Below are 24,584 nucleotides of genomic sequence, written 5' to 3'. Positions count from 1 at the left end.
TTATTAAGGATGAAATTTTGGAATTTGGAACCTGCCTGCCAGAGGCACGACAGGCAGGTTTTTTATTTGGAATTTTTCAATCATTTCATCATTTTCCCCAAAATCCCCAAAACACTGCGAATTACAGTTGGGCTTGAAAGTGTTTTTATCCAAGGGTTCGAAGTACTTCTGCGGCTGGAGGAACTTCGGCCGGAAGTAGTTTTTCTTGCAGCCTCCTTCTCTTTTTGGGCTTTTTCCTTTGCTTCTTCCTTGTTGGCGGTTTCTATTTTTTCGGTCAACATTTCATACGCACTTTCGCGGTCCGTCACTTCATTGTATTTCGGGATGAGTTTTGAGGATTTCAATAAATTTTTCAATTCTTCCTCCGTTAAAACGTCCATGCGGCTCATGGGCGCACGGAGCATCGTTCTGGCCAGCGGTGTTGGGATACCTTTTTCGTTCAAAGCACTTACCAAAGCCTCGCCAATTCCCAAGGCGGTTAAAACTTCGTCGGTTTTGTAATAGTCGGAAAGTGGATAATTCTCCGCTGTCAGTTTTATCGCCTTTCTATCCTTGGCCGTAAAGGCTCGAAGCGCATGCTGGATTTTCAAACCCAGTTGGCTCAAAACAGCATCGGGCACATCGGTTGGGTTTTGAGTGCAAAAATAAAGCCCCACCCCTTTGGAACGTATCAATTTTACGATGCTTTCAATTTGGTTGAGCAGTGCGCTGCTGGCTTCGTTGAAGATTAAATGTGCCTCGTCTATAAAGATTACCAATTCCGGCCTGCCGCTATCGCCCTGTTCGGGGAAGGTTGCGTAAATTTCAGCCAAAAGGCTTAACATAAAAGTTGAAAAAAGTTTCGGGCGATCCTGAATATCGGTCAAACGGAGGATGTTTATATACCCCATCCCGTTTTCGTTCACGCGAAGCAAATCATCGGTGTCAAACGATTTTTCGCCAAAAAACAAATCGGCGCCTTGCTGTTCCAATTCCACTACTTTCCGAAGAATGGCACCAGTGGAAGAAGAAGAAATCCGGCCATACGCATCGGCAAATTCGTCTTTTCCTTCATCGGTGGCGTATTGCAATATTTTTTTGAAATCCTTTAAATCAAGCAACGGCATTTTATTGTCGTCGCAATATTTAAAGATTACCGAAACAATGCCGGCCTGCACATCGCTCAAATCGAGGATGCGCGAAAGCAGGACCGGGCCAAATTCGCTCACGGTAGCACGAAGCCGAACGCCTTCTTGGTCTGAAAGCGAAAGAATTTCCGCTGGAAACTTTTTCGCTTCATACGGAAAACCAATGGCCGCATGGCGTTCCTCAATTTTGGCATTGTTGGTTCCGGGGGCGGCAATTCCGCTTAAATCGCCTTTTATGTCCATCAAAAGCACGGGAATTCCTTTTTCCGAAAGGTTTTCGGCGATAATCTGAAGCGTCTTCGTTTTTCCGGTACCCGTAGCACCGGCAATCAAGCCATGCCGGTTTAAGGTTTTCAAGGGAATTTTAACGTAAGCATCCTTCACGGTTTCGCCGTTAAGCATTGCTGCGCCAAGCGTTATAAAATCACCTTTTGTCGCATAACCGTTGTTTATATAATCAAAAAAAACTTGCTTGTCTGCCATCTTTCTAATTTTTGTTCAAAGGTAAGGAAATATAAACCTCAAATCCCAAATCCCAAATCCCAAATAAAAAGCAAACTTCAATATTTAAAATTCAAAATCAGATTAGTTTTAAATTCAAATTTGGTAGGTTCTTGTTTTTTGAGATTTGTTTGGAATTTGGGATTTGGAACTTGTCATTTGTAATTTATTTGTTATTTGGTGTTTGTTATTTGGAATTTCCATTCACATTTAAAGTATTTTTGCCACAATGAAAAAGGAAGTACAAAATTTAGTGGATAAAGGAGTGATGTTGCCTTTAATGGAAGAGTTTTACACCATTCAAGGCGAAGGATTCCATAAGGGAACTGCCGCCTATTTTATACGCGTGGGCGGTTGCGATGTGGGCTGCCATTGGTGCGATGTGAAGGAAAGTTGGAATGCGGAATTGCATCCGCCAACAGCAATTGAAGCAATAGTTGAAAATGCTTCGAAATATTCAAAAACCATTGTAATAACCGGCGGCGAACCACTTACTTGGGATATGGGCCCGTTGACACAAATGTTGAAAGAACGCGGCATGCAAACGCATATCGAAACTTCGGGAGCTTACAAACTTACCGGAACTTGGGACTGGATCTGCCTTTCGCCAAAAAAAATGAAATTGCCTACGGAGGAAGTTTATAAAGTAGCAAATGAATTGAAAGTGATCGTTTTCAACAAAGACGATTTCCGCTTTGCGGAAGAACAGGCGGCCAAAGTAAACAAAGAGTGCATCCTTTATCTACAACCGGAATGGAGCAAACGCGAAAAAATGAGCCCGTTGATTGTGGATTACGTAATGCAGAACCCGCAGTGGAAAGTTTCGTTGCAGACCCATAAATACCTAAATATCCCATAAAGACGCACGGCCGTGCGTCTTCCATAAGTAGAGACGCATGACCGTGCGTCTCTACGTCAGACTTTTTTAAAGGGGATTTCCACATAATGGTCGTCCCAGCCAATCATCAAAATAGTGCCTTTGCTGTCCGTTTTAAAAATCATTGACAGGGATTCAATGGGCGCAACGGCTTGTTCACAGGGCACGGTAATTCGGGCAACATCCTTTTCTTTTTTATAGCTGAAAGCCCCCCAAACATTGGTGTCGCTGTTTATAATGATCGTCCAATTTTGTTCGTCAGGAATGGTGTAAAGTGTGTAATTTCCCGGCTTTAAAACCGTACTTCCAAATTTTAGGGGAACATAAATATCAAGCTCGGTAGCTTCGTTTGCGCCTGTGCGCCACACTTCGCCATAAGGCACTAAGCCTCCAAAAATATCACGTCCCTTTTTTTGCGGACGGCTGTAGATAACCCTGGCCAAAGGCGGACTTTTTTTGTCGGGCCGCGCCATGGCAAGATCCATCGGGGAAGCATCCATCTCTGGAAAATTCTGGGCTTGTAGATATTGGAATGACAGGCTCGTAGCGGCAACGAAAAATATGAGGAATGCTTTTTTCATAATTTAATGTGTTTTTTAAAATTGTTGGGAATCCCAATTTAGGACAAATATTTCAATGAAAAGTTTAAATCCAACTTAAAATTTCCGGAAAAAGAGTATTATAAAACGTTCATTAAGTCGAAAATAGTGCGCAACTATTACGCCAAAACCCAAATCTATTTCCCAAAGCCCATAATGCCGCGTTTTTCACAGGAATTTGTTAATAACTTACAGCTTATAAAGTACGCAAACCCTTAATTTTATTGGGTATTTGGTTATATTTGTTCGTTACGAAAAAACTGAAAATCATTCAAATTATTATATGAGCGAAGAACAGAAAAAAGGCAGCTACGGCGCCGATCAGATTCAAGCGTTGGAAGGAATGGAGCACGTGCGCATGCGCCCCTCCATGTATATTGGCGATGTAGGCTCCCGCGGTTTGCACCATTTGGTTTATGAAGTTGTGGACAACTCCATAGATGAAGCAATGGGAGGCTATTGCGACACCATTGAAGTTTGGATAAACGAAGACAATTCCGTTACCGTAAAGGACAATGGCCGTGGAATACCTGTAGATATTCATAAAAAAGAAGGCGTTTCCGCTTTGCAGGTGGTAATGACCAAAATTGGAGCCGGCGGAAAATTTGATAAAGATTCCTATAAAGTTTCCGGGGGTCTGCACGGGGTTGGGGTTTCGGTGGTGAACGCACTTTCCGAACATTTAACCGCTACCGTGCACCGGGATGGCAAAATTTGGCAACAGGAATACGAGCGCGGAAAAGCAATGTATCCCGTAAAATCTATCGGTGAGACCGATTATCGGGGGACCGTTGTTACCTTTAAGCCAGACCCGCAAATATTTCAGCAAACGCTCGAATACAGTTATGACACGCTTGCAAGCAGAATGCGCGAGCTTTCCTTTTTGAACAAAGGCATTACGATCTACTTCACTGATAAAAGGGAAAAAGATGAAAACGGTGAATTTGCAACCGAAAAATTCCATAGTGAGGAAGGTTTAAAGGAATTTATCCGCTTTTTGGACGGAAACCGCGAGCCAATCATTGCCGATGTAATTTCTATGGAAGGCGAAAAAAACGACATTCCCGTTGAAGTTGCAATGGTTTACAACACCTCTTTCAATGAAAACTTGCATTCCTACGTAAACAATATCAACACCCACGAAGGAGGAACGCACCTTTCGGGTTTCCGCGCTGGGTTGACGCGTACTTTGAAAAAATACGCAGATGCCTCTGGAATGCTCGATAAACTGAAATTTGAAATTTCCGGCGATGATTTCCGTGAAGGATTGACCGCAATTATTTCGGTAAAAGTGCAGGAGCCCCAATTTGAAGGGCAAACAAAAACCAAATTGGGTAACCGTGAAGTTACCGCAGCGGTAAGCCAAGCAGTTTCTGAAATGCTCGAAAATTATTTGGAAGAACATCCAAACGATGCAAAAACCATCGTGCAGAAAGTAATTCTTGCGGCACAGGCCCGCCATGCAGCGCGGAAAGCCCGTGAAATGGTGCAGCGCAAAACCGTGATGAGCGGTGGTGGTTTGCCGGGGAAACTTTCGGATTGTTCTGAACAGGACCCGCTAAAATGCGAAGTATTCCTCGTGGAGGGAGATTCTGCGGGCGGTACTGCCAAGCAAGGCCGCGATCGTAATTTTCAGGCCATTCTTCCATTGAGGGGAAAAATTCTGAATGTGGAAAAAGCCATGCACCACAAGGTTTTTGAAAACGAGGAAATCCGAAATATATACACCGCCCTTGGTGTAACCATCGGCACCGAAGAGGACAGCAAAGCCTTGAACCTTGAAAAACTGCGCTATCATAAAGTGGTAATTATGTGTGATGCGGATGTGGATGGTAGCCACATTGCCACGTTGATCCTTACGTTCTTCTTCCGTTATATGAAGGAATTGGTGGAGGCAGGCTGTGTTTATATTGCCACGCCGCCGCTTTATTTATTGAAAAAAGGCGCTAAAAAAGAATATGCTTGGAGCGATAAGGAACGCGATGCGATAAACGAACAATTTGGCGGCAGCGCGTCCATCCAACGTTACAAAGGTTTGGGAGAGATGAACGCCGAGCAGCTTTGGGACACTACCATGAACCCTGAATTTAGAACGCTTCGTCAAGTTACAATTGATAACGGGATCGAGGCTGACAGAATTTTTTCTATGCTAATGGGCGACGAGGTTCCACCACGCCGAGAGTTTATTGAGAAGAATGCGGTTTATGCGAATATTGATGCATAACTTTTCCGAAATATATAAAACTAAAAGACTCTCTTTGCGGGAGTCTTTTTTATTTTAAATTTGATTGAAATGATACATATGAAATCTACTTCCTCCTTCAAATTGGGTCTCTTCATTTTGGCGATGGTATTTGTAGTTGCCTGCAATTCAAAAATTGAAAATGAAGTTGTTCCGAAACCGCAATCCTACACAGTATTTGAGACCGATTCCATAGTTGAAAATGTGATGTATTCGTTGAGGGGACTGGGAATCAATTCACAAAAACGAAGAAATGCGTTGGATAGCGTTATAAAAAAATATCCAACTATTGCCAATTTCTACCAACAACGCGCAATGCCTTTATATAAAGAAGACAAGGATGAATTGGGCAAACCTTTTTTGGAGAAGGCGGCAGAGCTGAATCCCCAAAAATACTTGGATTACAAAGGCTTTATGGAGTGTATCTTTTCTAAGAATTACACAGCGTCCATTGCCGATTTTGAGAAATATCTGGAAATGTTCGGCGAAGGCTATGTAATGGACCATACCTATTATTTTTATATTGGAATAAGCTATTTGCAGTTGAACGAATTTGAAAAGGCGAAAATTTATTTGGAAAAAAGCATAGATCAAATTGAAAAAAATAGCGGAATGGATTGGGTGCATCATTTAGATTTGATGTATTTGGGGATTGCTTATTTGGAATTGAATGATTGCGAAAGCGCCATCAAGGCTTTTGATGAATCCCTATCAAAATATCCAAGTTTTGGAGATGTGAAATATTACAAAGCAGGATGTCTTTATAGATTGGGTAAGACTGACGAAGCATTAAAATTATTTGACGAAGCAAAAGAAGATATTTTAAAGGGAAACACCATCAACGAAGACAATGTAGTTTATGAGCGATATCCGTATCAAGTTCGGAAAGTTTGGTTTGCACATCATTGAATTTAAAATTCATGTTGAATCCCTTCGGGATTAATTACCTAATCTTTCCTTTTTAACCCTTTATTACCATTATTTTAAGCAGATATTGGTATTTTTGTGCAGAGTTCAAAAAGAACTTTGAGATAAATAATTAACAGATTCCCGCCGCAGTTCATATTGAGCGAAGTCGAAACGCGGGAATGACTATAAACCCTAAACACATAATATGAAAGTAACAGTTGTAGGGGCAGGTGCCGTGGGCGCGAGCTGTGCCGAGTACATTGCCATCAAGAATTTTGCAAGTGAAGTAGTTTTGTTGGACATCAAGGAAGGTTTTGCCGAAGGAAAGGCAATGGACCTGATGCAGACCGCTTCCCTAAACGGTTTCGATACCAAAATCACAGGAGTGACCAGCGATTATTCAAAAACGGCGGGTAGCGATATTTGCGTAATCACCAGCGGTATTCCGCGTAAACCGGGAATGACACGTGAGGAATTGATCGGTATAAACGCTGGAATTGTGAAGGATGTTTCTTCAAATCTTGTAAAGCATTCTCCTAAAACTATTATAATCGTAGTAAGCAACCCGATGGATACTATGACCTATTTGGTGCATAAAACCTCGGGTCTCGACAAAAATAAAATCATCGGAATGGGCGGTGCTTTGGATAGCGCACGTTTCAAATATCGTTTGGCCGAAGCCTTGGGCGCTCCAATCAGTGATGTGGACGGAATGGTAATCGGTGGACACAGCGATACCGGAATGGTTCCATTGACAAGATTGGCAACAAGAAACAGCGTTCCCGTAACAAAATTTATTTCGGAAGAAAGAATGAACCAGGTAATGGAAGACACCAAAGTGGGTGGCGCAACGCTTACCAAACTTTTGGGAACTTCAGCTTGGTACGCTCCGGGCGCAGCAGTTTCAGCTTTGGTACAGGCCATTGCCTGCGACCAAAAGAAAATGTTCCCTTGTTCCGTAATGCTCAATGGTGAATACGGAATGAAGGATATCTGCATTGGCGCTCCAGTTATTTTGGGCCGAAACGGTATCGAAAAAATCGTTGAGATTGAATTGAACGATGCCGAAAAAGCACATATGAAAGAAAGTGCCGAAGGTGTAAGAAAGACGAATGATTTGCTGGAACTTTAATTCCAAAATTGAAGTAGTATAAATAAACCTCACAGGTCTCGAAGACCTGTGAGGTTTTTTTCATTGAAAAACCCCAAAGGTTTTTAAAACCTTTGGGATTTAGTCTTACGCCTGCCTGCCAAGGCACGACAGGCAGGTCTTAAAGCGAAGCGGTCTTACGTCTTTTTTCTACCCACATTTCGAAGACCCACAATCCTTGCAGGTCAAACACCCTTCTTGGTAAATAAGCGAAGTACTATTACAGTTTTCACATTTCTGCTTTTTGGCTTCGGTTCCATCTGCAACGTAACGTTTCAACGCACGGGCAACGCCATTTTTCCATGTGTTGATACTTTCACTGTCCAATTGTAAACTGTTAATCAAATCCACCACTTTTTCTATCGGCATGCCGTGGCGGAGGGTGCTGGAAATTAATTTTGCATAATTCCAAAACTCTGGGTTGAATTTATGCGAAAGCCCTTCAATAGTGGTTTTGTAACCTCTTTTGTTTTTGTACTGAAAATCGTAGCGCGAGGTTCCGTCCTCGTTTCGGTTTTTGATTATGAGGCCGTTGTTTACCCAACGCGGTATCAAAATTCCATCCTCATCATCGGCAAAACCGGTAAAGATTTCATACGGCTTACCATCTATTAACCCGATAAAGGCAATCCATTTGTCTTTGCTGTTTTGGAAACGGACCACGTCTGCCTCCAAAACTTCGGGGCGCTTGGTTGGGAAAGCCGTAAGCGTTTCGTTGTCTTCCTCTTTCTTTTCCTCATTGGAAATCAAAACCCCCGAACGCGAACCGTCGCGGTAAACGGTAACGCCTTTACAACCTGCTTGCCACGCTTCCAAATAGAGCCTTCCTACCAGTTCCTCGGTGGCATCTTCGGGCAAATTGATGGTCACCGAAATGGAATGGTCCACCCATTTTTGCACCGCGCCCTGCATCCGCACTTTGCTCATCCAGTCCACATCGTTGGAAGTGGCTTTGTAATACGGCGACTTTTTCACAATTTTGTTCAGTTCCTCTTGGCTGTAATTTTTCTCGGTGTCAATGCCGTTTACTTCCATCCACTGTTTGAAACGGTGGTGAAAAACCACGTATTCCTCCCAACTGTCGCCCACTTCATCAACAAAATCTACACGTACGTTTTTATCGTTCGGGTTTACCTTTCTTCTTCGTTTGTAAACCGGAAGAAATACAGGCTCAATGCCCGAAGTAGTTTGTGTCATCAAACTGGTAGTTCCCGTTGGGGCGATTGTCAACAATGCAATATTTCTTCTTCCGTATTCGAGCATATCGTAATACAGCTTTTCATCCGCATCTTTTAGGCGAAGAATAAATGGGTTATTTTTTTCCCTTTCGGAATCAAAAATTGCAAATGCGCCTCTTTCCTTTGCGGTATAAACCGAAGCGCGGTAGGCCTCCAAAGCTACGGTTTTGTGGATTTCAACGGAGAAATCGATACCTTCCTTACTGCCGTACTTTATGCCCAAAGCGGCCAGCATATCGCCTTCGGCGGTAATGCCAATTCCGGTCCTGCGGCCTTCTTCGGCTTTTCTTTGTATGTTTTTCCAAAGATTCCGTTCCACCGCTTTTATTTCATCGGCTTGCGGATCGGCGTCTATTTTTGCGAGGATCGCATCTACTTTTTCAAGCTCCAAATCGATGATATCGTCCATTATTCTTTGGGCGATAGCAATGTGTTTTTTGAAAAGTTCAAAATTGAAGGAAGCTTTTTTAGTGAAAGGCTCTTCCACATACGAAAACAGGTTTATTGCCAGCAAACGGCAGGAATCGTAGGGGCAAAGCGGAATTTCGCCACATGGATTTGTGGATACGGTTTTGTAGCCCAAATCGGCATAGCAATCTGGTACACTTTCCTTAATAATGGTATCCCAAAAAAGAATGCCCGGCTCGGCAGATTGCCAGGCATTGTGCACTATTTTTTTCCAAAGCTTTCCAGCCTCGATCTCTTTTGTGTTTTTGGGGTTTTCGCTAAAAATTGGATATTTCTGCGTATAGTTTTTTCCATCTTTTACGGCTTGCATAAAAGCATCATCCATTCGCACGGAAACATTGGCGCCGGTAACTTTTCCCTGTTCCATTTTCGCATCAATAAAATCCTCGGAATCGGGGTGATTTATGGATACGGAAAGCATCAACGCGCCACGACGGCCGTCCTGGGCCACTTCGCGGGTTGAGTTTGAATAGCGCTCCATGAACGGAACAATCCCCGTTGAGGTCAACGCTGAATTTTTTACCGGCGAACCTTTCGGGCGGATGTGCGAAAGATCGTGGCCCACACCGCCGCGACGCTTCATCAGTTGCACCTGTTCTTGGTCAATTTTCATAATGCCTCCATAAGAATCGGAATCGCCTTCGTTGCCGATTACGAAGCAATTGGACAGGGAGGCAATTTGGTACGGATTGCCAATTCCGGCCATCGGGCTGCCCTGCGGCACGATGTATTTAAAGTCTTTGATGGCTTCAAAAACCTCGTCTTCCGTCATCGGGTTTGCGTAGCGCTGCTCAATGCGCGCAATTTCTTTTGCGATGCGGCGGTGCATGTCGTTCGGTGTTTTTTCATAAATATTCCCTTCGGAATCTTTCAAGGCATATTTATTTACCCAAACGCGTGCTGCAAGATCGTCTCCTTTAAAATATTCAACTGAAGCCTCAAAAGCTTCATCCTGTGTGTAGGTTTGTGGGGCGGGGATAGCGGTTTTTACTTGCATATTCTGAAAATTATTTTGGTTGTTTGAATAGAAATTTTAAAGTACGTAAATATAACAAAATAGCAAGCCCGTTCTAATCCGAAAATGTAAAGTTGTCAAGAATTGATTGTTAATATATTCATATACAACGTTATAAAAATTTATCAACAGCAAAAAGTTGACAAATTTTGAAAATAAATTTAATTCGGTATCGATTTTTATTAAATAATAGTATTTTGTCTTAAACAGATTTAAATAATGTGATAAAAGTCATTTTTTGAAAGCGGTTGTGCATGGTATCTTTGTCTTGTGAAAAATGTAATTCTCATCATCGCTTCCTTAATAATGCTCACAAAACCTATGTGGCCCGTGGTGGAATATGTAGCAAATTATGATTACATAGTGAACGTGCTTTGTGAGAACAAAGACAAGCCCGAAATGCAATGTAACGGGAAATGCCATCTCACCAAAGAATTGGCAAAGGAAGCAGGGGCAGAGGATGACAATCCGTTCAATAATAAAACATCCAAGACTGAGATTCCGCAGTTTATTATTTCTGAAAATATCGCGGAATATAGCTTTGCTCCGGCCGACGAATTAATTTCAGTTGAAAATATCGGCTACAAGCCAAATTTGAATTCTTCCCTTTATATCTCAAAAATTCTACATCCGCCGCAGTTGGGATAATTTTCAGCAACGATTCTTTCTGAAATTTTCTCTGAAAAAAATCAGTTAGATACTTCTTTTAATTATCAAAACATATTCAAAATGAAAGCATTTATACCTGTGTTCCCCGTAAAGGGAATGCTTATGGGCTGGCTTTGGTGTGCGCTTATTTGCGGCAGTTTTACCACACAAGTCTATGCCCAGGAAACCCCGGCGGACAGTCTGAAATTAATTCAACTCAATGAGGTGGTGGTTATTTCCGCAGGCAGACAATTGGACCATCAAAAACAGCGCAAACCATTGTCCACACTGGACGAGTTTTTGGAGTCTTCCCGCAGTATCAAAATGGTAAAGCGTGGCGCCTACGCCTGGGAGCCAACAATGAACGATATGGCCTCCGAACGTTTGGCAATAACCATAGACGGTATGCAGATATTTGGTGCGTGTACCGATAAAATGGACCCGATAACTTCCTATGTTGATGTCTCCAATCTTTCGGAGGCGGAAATAGGTTCAGGCCAGCAGGGGGCTATGTTTGGAAATACCATTGGCGGCGGCATCAATTTAAAACTGGATAAAAGTAATTTTAGGCCAACAGGCTGGAATGGTTCCTTGGAAAGTGCCTATGAAACCAATAACCAGATGCGCGTTTTTGGCGGCGAACTGAATTATTCTAATGCAAAATTCTATCTGAATACCGATGCAATCTATCGTAAGGCTGATAATTTCTATGCTGGAGGTGATGAAGAGGTGCTCTTTTCGCAATTTGAAAAATATAATTTTTCGCTCAATTCGGGCTATAAATTGGCCGAGGACAAATCCATTTCCGCTACCTTAATATATGATGAAGCGAACGATGTGGGCTATCCCGCCCTTACGATGGACGTTTCCTTGGCGCGGGCGGTGATCGGTTCGGTGAGTTTTAATCAAGATACGGTACTTGGGAGCTTAACCAATTGGGAATCCAAATTGTATTACAACACCATAAAGCACACCATGGACGACACCAAGCGCCCAAATGTGCCGATACATATGGATATGCCGGGTTGGAGCAAAACCGCTGGCTTCTATACGCAGGCGAGCTTGAACAACGAAAAAAATCATTTCTTTTTCAAGCTGGACGGGTTTTATAACAAGAGTTATGCGGAAATGACCATGTATCCCGTCAACAGCGACGAGCCGTTGATGTTTATGCTTACGTGGCCGGATGTTCGCACCAAGGATGTTGGATTTTATGCGGAAGGCCACATACCGTTTGAAAAGGCTTCTTTAAAACTTTCCACACGTTTGGCGTACCATTCCAATACGGTGGCAGATGATTTTGGGTTAAATAGTCTAAAAATTTTCTATCCCGAAATGGACAGGACCAATACCCGTTTTCTGAAAAGTTTTTCGGCGCAATACCATAAAATGCTGAATGATTTTCATTTTAACGGCGGCCTTTCGTATGGCGAGCGCGCGCCGTCGGTTTCGGAAGGGTATGGGTTTTATCTGTTCAACAGTTTTGATAACCACGATTACATTGGCGACCCAGAACTTAAGACTGAAAGCTCCGCGGAAGCAAACCTTTCGGTAACGTATAAAAAGCCAACTTTTGAGATTAAAGCTGCAGCAAATTATTTTCACGTTTTCAATTATATAATTGGAGCTGTGGATCCTTCGCTCAGCACGATGACCATTGGCGCCGATGGTGTTAAGATTTATACCAATCTTGATTATGCGCAGCTTTTCAATGCTTCGCTGGCGGGAAAGTATGCTATTTCAAATGCCTTTAAATTATCGGGCAGTGTTTCCTATCACCGCGGTATTGACGATGATGGCGAAAACTTGCCATTGATTAGTCCGCTTTCATACGGAAGCGCACTCGATTTCTATAAAAACCAGTATTCCGCTTCGCTTTCGGTTCATGGGGCCGGGGAGCAAACCAATTACAATCCTGCTTACGGCGAAACGAAAACTGCGGCTTATGCCACGCTTTCGGCAAGTTTTGGGAAACGTTTCTTCATAAAGGAAAACGACCTTTTTGTAAAGGCAGGGATTGAAAACATGCTTGATGCGTATTATTCGTCCTATACCGATTGGAACAACCTTCCGCGGATGGGGCGAAACTTTTATTTAACCATTTCGTATTCAATTAATTAATAATCTATAAAAATGATGCACGAACCCGAAGGGTTCAAATATTTATAATAAACGATTCCAGTGAGATGTTCGGCACCGTTGGGGTCGTATTTACACGAATCGATTATTGCGCTATAAATATTTCATCCCTTCGGGATGGATTTTTCAAAAGCAAAAACATTGTAGCTTTTAAAATTTAAAAACCTAATTATCAATAAATAACAAGTAAAATATATAATATGAAAACACTAAAATATATATTCGCAATTCTTATCCTTTCAGTTTCATTCGTAAGTTGTTCGGATGATGACGAAAACACGCCGGTAGAAGTCAATCCGGTGGAGGGATTAACTATGATTTATGAGATTCCTGCCGCGGACCATATTGTGCAGATCTATTCAGAAAAACAAAACCTGGAAGTGGGTTACAACGAAATATCCTTCAGAATAAAGGATTTGGCCAGCAATGAATACGTTGGCAATGCCGCTCCCACTTGGATGCCAATGATGCATATGGAAACCATGAGCCATTCCGCGCCACATTCTACGTTGACCAATTCGGAAGAAAGCACTGTTTATAAAGGGTATATCGTTTTTCAAATGGCGAGCAACGAAACAGAGTATTGGGAATTAACGCTCAATTATAACCTTAATGGCCAAGCAGTGGAGGAGGCGGTAATGGTTTCTGTGGTACAGCCAGCCGATGGCATGAAGAAGACACAAGTATTTATGGGCAGCGATGAAACGCGGTATATTTTGGCGTACGTAAACCCCAAATCCCCAATGGTTGCAATTAACGATTTGCAAGCGGTACTTTACAAAATGGAAACTATGATGAACTTTCCGATAGTTGAAAATTATAAAATAACCGTTGATCCGAGAATGCCGGGAATGGGCAACCACAGTTCGCCGAATAATGTTGATATGACCTATAATTCCACATCAAAAATGTATAATGGCAAGTTGTCATTGACTATGACCGGCTATTGGAAGATCAATTTAAAATTGATGGACCAAAACGGCGAGGTGCTCAAAGGAGAGGACGTTACAGAGCTGAACCCAGAGAGCAGTCTTTATTTTGAATTGGAGTTTTAAATGATATGGGACGATAGGACGTAGGGCATAAGACAATAGGTTGTGGGAGTATGCTGCAGCTTCAACAAAAGATTTTTTGTCCTACGTCCTAAGTCTTACCGTCCTAAGTCTTATACTTACCGTCCTGCGTCATTTTTAAAGTTATTTTTCTATATTTGGCGCGTGAACTGGAGATGGTACATTCCCGTATTGATAATTGCCCTTGCTTTTTTTGGAATAAGCAAGGAAAAATCAACGCTTCCCAATCAGGAGATTATTGTTCAGTTTGATGCCAATTCAGTAAGTGCAGCGGAGGCACAGCATGCCGTTTCGGAGATAACAAGCCAGTTGAAGGCCATTGGCGTTGCCCACGTTCAAGTATCCGAGTTGCTGGATGGCAAACTAAAAGTTACTTACTACAGCACCATTGACGTAGCCGCAATAAAGAATCTGTTTTACAATCAGAACAAACTTAACCTAGACGGTACCGCATTTAATACAAAGGATAATTCTTCCAAGACCCCTTTCGGCAGTGATGCCAATACCTACAAACTGGATGTGGTCAAAATCCAAAAGGATTATGGTTCAGATATGGGTTTTCACGGTTTAACCGTGGAATTAAAGTCTGCGAAAGATCAATATTTAAATCAAATTGTTTCCCTTGCCACAAATGGTACTAATTTCGGTTTAAAGCAAAATTTTGAAAGGGTTGCGTTCAAAAACTATCGCAATGTTTCGCTATTAATAGATACTACTTCACATAAAATCCCAGAGGTTCGGGCGGGCCCATTGTCTTAAAAAAATTCTCCGTAAAATTTTTAAAGCAAAAGGATTGAAACATAATTGAGCCTTTTTCACTTTAAAAACAACAGCTTCCGTATTTCACATTCCGGAGCGTAAAAAATTAATTTTAAATAACCGCGATAATTGTCAGATATAACAGCAAGTCATATATTTGCGCTCCCGAAATTTCGGGATAAAAAGAAATCTGACCAAAAAAATATATCATGCAAAACAAAGGACTAATTACCGTATTTGCCATCCTTTTTGGGTTGGTAAGTATTTATCAGCTCTCCTTCACTTATGTGGCGAACAAAGTGGAAGACAGCGCTAAGGAGTTTGCAAACAGCAAATTTTCTGCAGACGAACCACACAAGCGGGACACCGCAGAGGCCCGTTACCTCGATTCTGTTGCCAACCAGTCAGTCTTCTTGGGAATAGACTACAAAACCGCAAAAGAGAAGGAACTGAACAAAGGTCTCGACCTTAAAGGGGGTATCAACGTAATCCTTGAGGTTTCGGTAAAAGATATCTTGAAAGGATTGGCAAACAATACCAAAGACCCGGCATTTAACCAAGCTTTGGAAAATGCCACGGAGCTTCAAAAAAATAGCCAAGAAACATACTTAGAGTCTTTCTTCAAGGCTTTTGAGGCGCTGCCGGGCGATAACGAACTTGCTTCGCCGGATATTTTCTTCAACAAAAACTTGGAAGATGTAATTGATGTTGGGATGACCAACGCCCAGGTAAAACCAATTATAGAGAAGAAAATTGACGAATCCATTACTTCTGCCTTTGAAGTTTTAAGAAAGCGTATCGATAAATTTGGGGTAACCCAGCCAAACATCCAGCGTTTGGGGAAATCTGCAAGAATACTTGTAGAACTTCCGGGCGCGAAGGATGTTGACAGGGTTAAGAAACTGCTTCAAAGTACCGCCCAGCTTGAATTCTGGGATGTTTATAAATTTGATGAAATGGCAGGCTTCCTGCAAGCTGCTGATGCCAAAGCCGGTGAAATTGCAATGGCAAAGACATCCGCTGAAACCGAAACCACAAAAACTGCCGACACGACGCAAGCGGTTGTTGATTCAACCAAAACAGAAGAGGACGATGTAAGTAAACTTTTGGGCGGACAAGATGTGAAGGATTCCCTTGCCGACGATAACAAAGCCAACCCGATCCTCTCAAAAATGGTTTCCCTGGGCAGCCAAGGCGGTCCTGTGATTGCTACTTTCAGATTAAAAGATACTTCCGTAATAGATGGTTATTTGCGAAATCCGCAGATAAAATCGTTGTTGCCTTCTGAAATGCGATATGCAAAATTTGTTTGGGGCTTACCTGAAGCCGATGCACAATTGAACGGAGAGGAAATTACCTCACTTTATGCGTTGAAAGGAAATAGAGACAATATTCCACCCCTTGGAGGAAGCGTTGTTGTTGATGCAAGACAGGAGTATGACAATTTGAGCCGTGTAGTAGTTTCAATGCAAATGAACGGCCAAGGAGCGAAAGTTTGGGAACAAATGACTGGCGATGCATACCAAAACCAAAGCCAGATTGCTATTGTTTTAGATGATATTGTTTACTCTGCACCAGGAGTAACTTCAGGTCCCATTGCCGGGGGCCGTAGCCAGATTTCTGGAAATTTTACCGTACCACAAGGGCAGGATTTGGCCAATGTGTTGCGTGCAGGTAAACTGCCAGCTTCCGCAGAGATTATTCAAGGCGAAGTGGTGGGGCCAACCCTCGGTCACGAAGCTATTGACAGTGGGGTAATGTCTTTTGTGATTGCACTTTTCATTGTGCTTTTATGGATGATTGGTTATTATGGAAAAGCGGGTGCCTTTGCTGACATTGCCTTGATGGTAAACATTCTGTTTATCTTCGGAATTTTGGCAGGACTGGGAGCTGTACTTACCCTTCCCGGGATTGCGGGTATCGTATTGACCGTGGGTATGTCTGTAGATGCGAACGTACTTATCTTTGAAAGGATCAAGGAAGAGATTGCGAAAGGCAAGGCGCAGAAAGATGCCATTAAGGATGGTTTCAACAATGCGTTGTCCTCCATTCTTGATGCCAACATCACTACGGGGCTTACTGGTTTGATTCTTTTGGTATTCGGAACCGGACCCATCCAAGGTTTTGCAACTACCTTATTAATAGGTATTGCCACTTCATTGTTTACGGCTATCTTCATTACCAGATTGTTTATTGATAGCTATACCAAGAACGGGAAACCATTGCCTTGTTCTACTTCTGTCACAAAAAATCTCTTCACGAATGTGCACGTTGATTTCTTGAAAAAACGTAAAATGGCGTATATATTTTCTGCTATTTTACTTATAATAAGTGTTTCCTCATTATTTTTTAACGGTCTTAACCAAGGTGTGGATTTTGTGGGTGGACGTACTTATACCGTTCGTTTTGCCAAGGATGTGAATTCGCAGGAAATCCAAAATGACCTTATTAAAACCTTCGGAAGTGCCGAGGCAAAAACATACGGAGGCGATAACCAGTTGAAGATTACAACCAAATATAAAGTTGACGAAACTGGAACCGACGTAGATGAGGAAATAGAGCATATGCTTTTTGAAACCGTTAAGAAAGAGATGCCAGCAGGTATGACCTATGAGGATTTTGTGGGCGACCGCGAAGGAAAAACCATTGGTAGAATGGAATACTACAAAGTGAGCCCTACCATTGCAGATGATATAAAGAAAGACTCCTTTTGGGCGGTATTTGGCTCCTTGGTAGTGGTTTTCCTTTACATATTGCTGCGCTTTAGAAGATGGCAGTTCAGTTTGGGCGCGGTTGCGGCCGTATTCCACGACGTTGTGATTGTGCTCGGGGTTTTCTCCTTAACTTACAAATTTATGCCTTTCAGCATGGAGATTGACCAAGCCTTCATCGCAGCGATACTTACGGTAATCGGTTACTCGCTGAACGATACGGTAATTGTGTTTGACCGTATTCGTGAATATTTTGGCGAACACCCAAGTTGGAAAATGAACCGTATTATTGACGTGGCTTTAAGCAGCACGCTGGGAAGAACCTTGAACACGTCCTTCACCACGCTTATCGTGTTGTTGTGTATGTTCTTTTTCGGGGCAGAATCCATCCGCGGATTGTTGTTTGCGATTATCGTTGGTATTGTTGTAGGTACCTATTCATCGTTGTTCATTGCAACGCCAATTATGTACGATACCGTGAAACGCAAAAAAGTGGAGGATCTGATCGATAAAAAAGAAGAAGAAGGTACTCCTGCTTTGGAAGCATAATTTGCCAATCTCTTCGGAATAAATAAAAAAGACCTTTCCAATTTCCGGAAAGGTCTTTTTGATTGTAAAAAAACAAAAGTAGGCGCGCGATTTATCGTGCTCCTACTGTTGTTATAAATTCAATTTTTTGAAAACTGAATTCTGTCGCCCTTTTCAAGCTTCCATGCATCGGAAAGTCCCGCGTTCACCTCCAAAACATATTGCGAGGCCGCATCTGAAGGCAATGAGGTTTCGTCATAAGGTTTTGCGTTTTTTTGGATGTTTACGAGCTTTTTTTCAGAATCGAAATAAATTATATCCAGCGGAATCTCGGTATTTTTCATATAAAAGGAACGCCGCTGCGAATTGTTGAACACAAAAAGCATCGCTTGGTTTTCAGCCATGGAATGACGGTACATCAAGCCCGTTTGGGATGAATATTCGTCATCGGCAATTTCAATATCAAGGGTGGCTATTATTGAATCGTTTGAGCTTTTCATTAAGGTCAATTCGCCTTCCTTCGTAAAAGTAATTTCTTTGGTAAGACTTTTTGCTTCTGAAGTTTTATTGTCATTGCAGTTGCTTAAGGAGACAAGGGAAGCCACAAGCAAAGCGGAAATAAGTATTTTTTTCATTTTAAATTGAATAAAATTGCGGGACATTAAATTTCCCCCTCAGGGGTTAGGGGCTTTTTTTTTGAAGCTTTCCACATAATATAAATCCCTGCGATTATGAAAGGAATACTGAGCCATTGCCCCGTGGAAAGCAAACCGAGTGCCGACTCAAATCCACCTTGGCTTTCTTTTACGTATTCCACCAAAAAACGGACGGTAAAAAGAAGGATCAAAAACACCCCGAAAATATAGCCGATCTGCTTTCTGCGTTCGGTTTTCCAGTAGAGATACCAGCATACCAAAAATACAATCACATAGCCCGCTGCTTCATAAAGCTGTGCCGGATGCCGAAAAGGAACGGAATTCAGCAATTCGGAAAATTGAGGGTTGTGTACAATCGCATCATAAGCCTTGCCCGGATTTTGAATTCCCGTGGCCTGTACGGCATCTTGCTTACGGATGCCTTCGTGCACAAAACGAACGCCCAGCGGAAAATCGCCCGAAGGTTTCCCGATAATTTCAGAATTCATAAAATTTCCGATTCGTACAAAAATTCCTCCGGCGGCAACGGCAATTACGATGCGGTCCATAATCCAAAGAAAAGGTTTTTTGATTACGTTTTTTGTATAAAAATACATCGCGATCAAAATAGCGATTGCCGCCCCGTGGCTTGCCAAACCTTGAAATCCCGTAAATTCAAATTCGGGAACGGTTTGTATTGGCAGAAAGACCGATAGCGGATCGTCCACAAAAAGCTCGGGTTGATAAAAAATAACGTGCCCCAAACGTGCGCCGACCAATACAGCTACGACCATATAAATGAAAAGGCTGTCCAGTTTTTCCTGCGGTTGCCCTTCGCGCTCAAAAATCTTTTTGGTTAAGATCCATCCCAAGGTAAACGCTACCACAAACATCAAGCTGTAATAACGGATCATAAAAAAACCAAGGTCAATTCCTTCGGAAGGATTCCAGGTAAAACTTAAATAGTGCATAAATAGGAGTTTTATTTGCGACGTGTAAAGATAACAAAAGCGAAAAAGTATTGAAGTGTAATTATTTTATTTTGAAAATTTCAGTTTGAGGGGTTATTAGGTTACTAAGTTATTGAGTTATTAAGTTATTGAGTTATTAAGTTATTGAGGGGGAACAGTTCAATAATTCAATAGTGTTTTAAATTTTATTCTTTTTTGGTGGAACCGGGTCATAGCCCGAACCGCCCCAAGGGTTGCAACTAACTATCCGTTTTGCGGCAAGCCAGCCACCTTTCAACAAACCGTGGGTTTGCAATGCTTCCACCGCATAATGCGAACACGTAGGCGTGTAGCGACAGCTTGAAGGCAATAGCGGTGAAATAAAATTTTGATACCCTCTAATTAAAAAGATAAACGGATATGTAAAAATTTTCTTCATAAACTATTTTCCCTTCGAAGGGGCCAGCGAGCTATTTTTAAAAGTTGCTTTTTCCCCTTTAGGGGTTAGGGTTTTTCCTAACTCAACGAAAAAGTAGTTCCGTCTTTTCCATCTTTCAGTTGAATTCCTTTTGCTGAAAGTTCATCTCGAATTTTATCGCTCATCGCGAAATCTTTATTGGCGCGGGCCTGGTTCCGCAATTGAATAAGAAGTTCCACCGCGGCCGAAAGTTTTTCGCCGTCCTGTGAGCTTTCTGAAACGCTGTCCTCCAATCCCAAAACATCAAAAAGGAAATCATTCATCGTTTGCTTCAGCAATTCCAAGTCGCTTGCGGAAATAGTTTCCTTTTCTTCCTTTAAGGAATTTATAAACTTTACCGCTTCAAAAAGATGTGCTATCAAAATAGGGCTGTTGAAATCGTCATTCATAGCTTCATAACAAGCTTTTCGCCAGCTTTCAATATCTAAACTGCTTTTTTCCGAAGCAATAATATTTTTCAATATTCTTTGTGCATCCATCAACCGATTGAACCCTTTTTCCGAAGCTTCCAAAGCATCGTTACTGAAATCCAGAATGCTCCGGTAATGTGCTTGGTACATAAAGAATTTCGTGACGGTAGGAGAGAAGGGCTTGCTCAAAATATCGTTTTCACCTGTGAACATTTCATTGGGAAGAATATAGTTTCCGGTGGATTTCGACATTTTTTTGCCGTTCAGCGTAAGCATATTCGCGTGCATCCAATAATTTACGGGCGAAGTGTGATTGCAAGCCTCGGCCTGTGCAATCTCGCATTCGTGATGTGGGAATTTCAGATCCATTCCGCCGCCGTGAATGTCGAAATTATTGCCCAAATATTTGGTGCTCATTGCGGTACATTCCAAATGCCACCCGGGGAAACCTTCGCTCCACGGCGATGGCCAGCGCATAATGTGCTGGGGTTCGGCTTTTTTCCAAAGCGCAAAATCCTGTGGGTTTTTTTTATCGGTCTGCGCCGAAAGTTCACGGGTGTTGGCAATCATATCTTCCAATTGCCTGCCGCTCAGTTTTCCGTAATGGTTGGTTTCGTTGAATTTTAGCACATCAAAATAAACCGAGCCGTTTCTTTCGTAGGCAAAACCTTCCTTGATTATTTTTTCAACAATATGGATTTGTTCAATAATGTGGCCGGTAGCCGTGGGTTCAATACTCGGCGGCAAGGCGTTGAACTTTGCCATAGTGGTATGAAAATCAACCGTGTATTTTTGAACCACTTCCATCGGTTCCAATTGCTCGATTCTGGCTTTTTTCAGAATGGGGTCGTCGCCGCTTTCCCCGTCGTTTTCCAAATGTCCGGCATCGGTAATGTTCCGCACATAGCGCACTTTGTAGCCCAAATGTTTCAAATAGCGAAAAACCAAATCGAAAGAAAGAAAGGTCCGGCAATTGCCCAAATGCACATTGCTGTAAACCGTAGGGCCGCAAACGTACATCCCTACTGCGCCTTCATGAATTGGATTGAATTTTTCCTTGCTTTTGGTAAGCGAATTGTAAATATATAAGTCTTGCTGTTTCAATGTGCTGGATTCAAGATTCAAAATTCGAGATTCAAAGTTGGAATTTGGGATTTGGGATTTGCATTTTCCCTCAAAACTCCGTATCCAGCTTAATATAATCCAAAAACTCCCTACGTGTTTCGGCGTTTTTGAAGGCGCCACCAAATTCACTGGTCACCGTACTGCTATCAATATCGCGAATGCCGCGGGAATTTACGCAGAGGTGTTTGGCGTCAATTACGCAGGCAACATCTTCCGTATTCAGAACCTGTTGCAGCTCTTTCACTATTTGCATCGTTAACCGTTCCTGGACCTGCGGGCGTTTTGCGTAATAATCAACAATTCGGTTCATTTTTGAAAGCCCCACCACGGAGCCGTTGGAAATATAGGCAATATGCGCTTTCCCAACAATGGGAAGCAAATGGTGCTCGCAGGTAGAGTAGAGGGTGATATTTTTCTCTACCAGCATTTCCTGGTATTTGTATTTATTCTCAAAAGTAGAAGCTTTTGGGCGTCTGTCTGGATGAAGTCCACCAAAAATTTCCTGTACAAACATTTTTGCGACCCGGGTTGGGGTGCCTTTTAGGCTGTCGTCCGTAAGATCGAGGCCCAAGGTGTGCATAATGTTTTGAACATCTTTTTTAATACTTGCAATTTTTTCAATATCGCTAAGCTCAAAAGCATCAGGGCGCATGGGCGTTTCGGTGGAGCCGCTAATGTGGTCATTGCCCATGGCTTCTATTTCTTTCAAGTGTCTTTCTAGATCCATTTATTAAAATAACTTTTCATTTAGGCCTGCAAAGATACGCAATAGCATTTTGGTACTGAAAACTCGAACTTCTTATTTTTAAGACTTTAAACCTTCTGCTTTCATAAAATTTTCTTAATTTTCGCAAAAAATTATTTAAAAGCACATGAAAAAGTTTCCTATTTTTATCGCCTTTCTTTTTGTTTCTTTAGTATATGGGCAACAAAACACTGTTTCGAATTATGAAACAACAATTTCCATGGAACCTCTTGAGGTGGTTTCTAGCGCAATTTTAAGCTTTGAATTTACCGAAAGCAAAACCGTAAAATATGTGATAATCTCAAGAAATAGTAATGTCTTAACAAAAGAAATAAGTAAAAGCGAAGGCCCTCAAGTAATGAAAACAGATTTTTCTTTTTTAGAAAATGGATTGTATGAAATACGATTTATAATTGACGGTTCGGAAGTAAAAACAATTCCATTCAAGAAAATATAAAAACAGTACCCTTTGATAGCATTAATATCCCCTCAATGAAAAAATTAATACTTTTATTAGCACTTTCTTTAGTCTCTTTTGCAACAGTACAAGCTCAGGTTTGCGACATCCTTATTCCTATCTGTGATAGTCAGGATGGTTTGCAGAACAATGCCGTAGATCCATCTCCAATAACCATTGACACCGGCTGCCAAATCCTTCAAGGTACACGTACTATTTGGTTCAGACTTGCAATTATGCAGGCCACAAATTTTACATTTCAGATTGAACCAACTGGAAACGTTGATTACGATTTTGCGGTATGGGTCAATGCAGACTGTAATAACCTTGGGGTGGCTGATAGGGCCAGTTATGATGCTCCCTCTGCGGGTGAATACGATACAGGGTTGAACCTTACGGCAACCGATTTTTGTGAAACGGCCGTTGGGGATGGGCAAGTTCAGTTTTTGAGTCTGGTTCCGGGTGACGAGGTTATCATTGTAGTTGATAGATTTTCAAATACTCCGGATATTTTCAATTTAACGTTTGGAGACCCTGATGCTTTTGACTGTTCCATTGTACAAACCTCGGCTTGTGATGGAGAAACGGTGATTCTGGACGCAACAACTCCAAATGCTTTAGGATATGAATGGTTTTATGAAAATCCTATTGGATCAGGCATATTTTTTCCATTTGTTCCGGCGGAAACTTCGCCTACATTATCTGTTACTACAACAGGATATTATAAAGCTGATATATTTTTGCCGGGAGGCGTTACTGATTCAGAACACTTTGATGTAGTTTTCTATCCTCAGCCGATAATCGCAAGTCCTCCATTAGATCTTTCTATCTGTGATGATGGCACCAATCCCGGAATTTTTGATTTGACCGAAAATGATGACGATGTTCGGGGTGGGCAAGATCCGTTGTTTGAGATTACTTATCACCATAATCAATTGGACGCAATGAATGATAGTAATCCTATAATTCCTGCAAATGCATATCCCATTGTTGGTTCATCTGAAATAATTTGGGTCCGTATTGAAGAACCGAGCGGAACTTGTTATGCGATTGATTCTTTTGAAATTAGCTTTGCGGCCGCAACTGCAACAGCTCCTGCAAGCCCCCATTACTTATGCGATGTGGGTGTTCCTGGACAAGAGTCTATTGACCTAAACACAACTTTTGATGCTGTTATTCTTAATGGACAGAATCCTGCGCAATATACAGTAACGTATCATGCGAATCCTGCAGATGCAATTGCTGGGATTAACCCATTGCCCCAACCACATGTTGTTACTGGGTCCGAATTTATTTTTGCTAGAGTTGAAAGCAATACAGTTCCAAGTTGTTATGCAACTACCCAATTTAACCTTGTTCTTGCGCCCCAGCCCATTGCGAACCCCCCGGTAAATTTGTACCAGTGCGATTACGGCACGACCGCGGGTGTCTTCAACCTGAGGGACAACGACGCGAACATTTTGGGCGGGCAGGACCCTGCGCTTTTCACGATAAAGTACTACCAGACCTACCAGGACAGTTTTGACGATACCAACGAGATATTGGGCGGGGTGCACATCATCGTCCCGCCGTCCCCGCAGACCATCTATGCGCGCATCGAGGACAACACGGGCAGCTGTTTTGACCTGACGGACTTCAAGATCTACTTCAGCCGTGCCATCGCTGGCCTAGTGCCGGTGAGCGCGAGCTACTGCGACGCGGACGGTGACGGGGGCGAGTGGGTCGATCTGGCGGCGGAGTTCAACGCGCTGGTGCTGGACGGGGAGCCGTCCTCGCGCTACAACATCACCTACCACGGCA

General features: G+C 42.3%; 18 protein-coding genes and 1 pseudogene. 11 read left to right on the top strand and 8 right to left on the bottom strand.

Annotated elements, in window-relative coordinates; translation table 11 throughout:
- Positions 1–80: 80 nt before the first annotated feature.
- Positions 81–1,610 (bottom strand): helicase HerA-like domain-containing protein, encoded by a 1,530-nt coding sequence (locus POV26_RS00390; RefSeq protein WP_272854514.1) that lies wholly within the window; start codon positions 1,608–1,610, stop codon positions 81–83.
- A 247-nt stretch (positions 1,611–1,857) separates the two neighbouring features.
- On the opposite strand from POV26_RS00390, the gene POV26_RS00385 reads away from it, so the two are divergent.
- A complete protein-coding gene (locus POV26_RS00385) occupies positions 1,858–2,487 on the top strand; it encodes a 7-carboxy-7-deazaguanine synthase QueE (protein WP_272854513.1) in 630 nt (209 codons plus the stop codon).
- Between the two features lie 56 nt (positions 2,488–2,543).
- On the opposite strand, the gene POV26_RS00380 is transcribed toward POV26_RS00385, so the two are convergent.
- Positions 2,544–3,086, bottom strand: a complete 543-nt coding sequence (locus POV26_RS00380; protein ID WP_272854512.1) for a DUF2911 domain-containing protein — start codon at positions 3,084–3,086, stop codon at positions 2,544–2,546.
- 301 nt (positions 3,087–3,387) lie between these two features.
- Here POV26_RS00380 and gyrB point away from each other — a divergent pair, with 301 nt between their 5' ends.
- The 3 genes from gyrB to mdh all read left to right on the top strand — a co-directional run bounded on the left by gyrB (position 3,388) and on the right by mdh (position 7,387).
- Complete coding sequence (gyrB, locus tag POV26_RS00375) at positions 3,388–5,328, top strand: DNA topoisomerase (ATP-hydrolyzing) subunit B (RefSeq protein WP_272854511.1); 1,941 nt, start codon at positions 3,388–3,390, stop codon at positions 5,326–5,328.
- Between the two features lie 69 nt (positions 5,329–5,397).
- Positions 5,398–6,255, top strand: a complete 858-nt coding sequence (locus POV26_RS00370; RefSeq protein ID WP_272854510.1) for a tetratricopeptide repeat protein — start codon at positions 5,398–5,400, stop codon at positions 6,253–6,255.
- 205 nt (positions 6,256–6,460) lie between these two features.
- Complete coding sequence (mdh, locus tag POV26_RS00365; protein WP_272854509.1) at positions 6,461–7,387, top strand: malate dehydrogenase; 927 nt, start codon at positions 6,461–6,463, stop codon at positions 7,385–7,387.
- A 168-nt stretch (positions 7,388–7,555) separates the two neighbouring features.
- Here the strand turns inward: mdh and POV26_RS00360 are convergent, their stop codons facing one another.
- The gene (locus POV26_RS00360) at positions 7,556–10,108 is read right to left on the bottom strand and encodes an adenosylcobalamin-dependent ribonucleoside-diphosphate reductase (protein ID WP_272854508.1); all 2,553 of its coding nucleotides are present in this window, start codon (positions 10,106–10,108) and stop codon (positions 7,556–7,558) included.
- Positions 10,109–10,432: 324 nt separating this feature from the next.
- Here POV26_RS00360 and POV26_RS00355 point away from each other — a divergent pair, with 324 nt between their 5' ends.
- The 5 genes from POV26_RS00355 (at position 10,433) to secDF (ending at position 18,005) form a co-directional block, all read left to right on the top strand.
- Positions 10,433–10,774 (top strand): hypothetical protein, encoded by a 342-nt coding sequence (locus POV26_RS00355; RefSeq protein WP_419179998.1) that lies wholly within the window; start codon positions 10,433–10,435, stop codon positions 10,772–10,774.
- Between the two features lie 81 nt (positions 10,775–10,855).
- A complete protein-coding gene (locus POV26_RS00350) occupies positions 10,856–12,895 on the top strand; it encodes a TonB-dependent receptor plug domain-containing protein (RefSeq protein ID WP_272854506.1) in 2,040 nt (679 codons plus the stop codon).
- Positions 12,896–13,113: 218 nt separating this feature from the next.
- The gene (locus tag POV26_RS00345) at positions 13,114–13,968 is read left to right on the top strand and encodes a hypothetical protein (RefSeq protein WP_272854505.1); all 855 of its coding nucleotides are present in this window, start codon (positions 13,114–13,116) and stop codon (positions 13,966–13,968) included.
- A 162-nt stretch (positions 13,969–14,130) separates the two neighbouring features.
- Entirely contained in the window at positions 14,131–14,745 is a 615-nt protein-coding gene (locus POV26_RS00340; protein ID WP_272854504.1) for a hypothetical protein, read from the top strand.
- 209 nt (positions 14,746–14,954) lie between these two features.
- Positions 14,955–18,005 (top strand): protein translocase subunit SecDF, encoded by a 3,051-nt coding sequence (gene secDF / locus POV26_RS00335; protein WP_272854503.1) that lies wholly within the window; start codon positions 14,955–14,957, stop codon positions 18,003–18,005.
- A gap of 119 nt (positions 18,006–18,124) precedes the next feature.
- Here the strand turns inward: secDF and POV26_RS00330 are convergent, their stop codons facing one another.
- The 5 genes from POV26_RS00330 to folE form a co-directional block, all read right to left on the bottom strand.
- Positions 18,125–18,619 (bottom strand): DUF192 domain-containing protein, encoded by a 495-nt coding sequence (locus POV26_RS00330; RefSeq protein ID WP_272854502.1) that lies wholly within the window; start codon positions 18,617–18,619, stop codon positions 18,125–18,127.
- 26 nt (positions 18,620–18,645) lie between these two features.
- Entirely contained in the window at positions 18,646–19,590 is a 945-nt protein-coding gene (gene lgt, locus POV26_RS00325) for a prolipoprotein diacylglyceryl transferase (protein WP_272854501.1), read from the bottom strand.
- A gap of 178 nt (positions 19,591–19,768) precedes the next feature.
- A complete protein-coding gene (gene yidD, locus POV26_RS00320) occupies positions 19,769–20,008 on the bottom strand; it encodes a membrane protein insertion efficiency factor YidD (RefSeq protein ID WP_272854500.1) in 240 nt (79 codons plus the stop codon).
- A gap of 77 nt (positions 20,009–20,085) precedes the next feature.
- Entirely contained in the window at positions 20,086–21,561 is a 1,476-nt protein-coding gene (gene cysS / locus POV26_RS00315) for a cysteine--tRNA ligase (RefSeq protein WP_272854499.1), read from the bottom strand.
- 70 nt (positions 21,562–21,631) lie between these two features.
- On the bottom strand, positions 21,632–22,309 hold the full coding sequence (folE, locus tag POV26_RS00310) for a GTP cyclohydrolase I FolE (RefSeq protein WP_272854498.1): 678 nt from the start codon (positions 22,307–22,309) through the stop codon (positions 21,632–21,634).
- Positions 22,310–22,454: 145 nt separating this feature from the next.
- Here folE and POV26_RS00305 point away from each other — a divergent pair, with 145 nt between their 5' ends.
- A complete protein-coding gene (locus POV26_RS00305) occupies positions 22,455–22,784 on the top strand; it encodes a hypothetical protein (protein ID WP_272854497.1) in 330 nt (109 codons plus the stop codon).
- A 140-nt stretch (positions 22,785–22,924) separates the two neighbouring features.
- Positions 22,925–24,584, top strand: a pseudogene (locus POV26_RS00300) (hypothetical protein); the annotation flags it as partial.

Origin of the sequence: Aequorivita todarodis (assembly GCF_028561335.1) — a bacterium.
Lineage (GTDB): Bacteria > Bacteroidota > Bacteroidia > Flavobacteriales > Flavobacteriaceae > Aequorivita > Aequorivita todarodis.
Note: the sequence above shows the minus strand (reverse complement) of the source record. Positions and strands in the feature narration are given on the sequence as shown.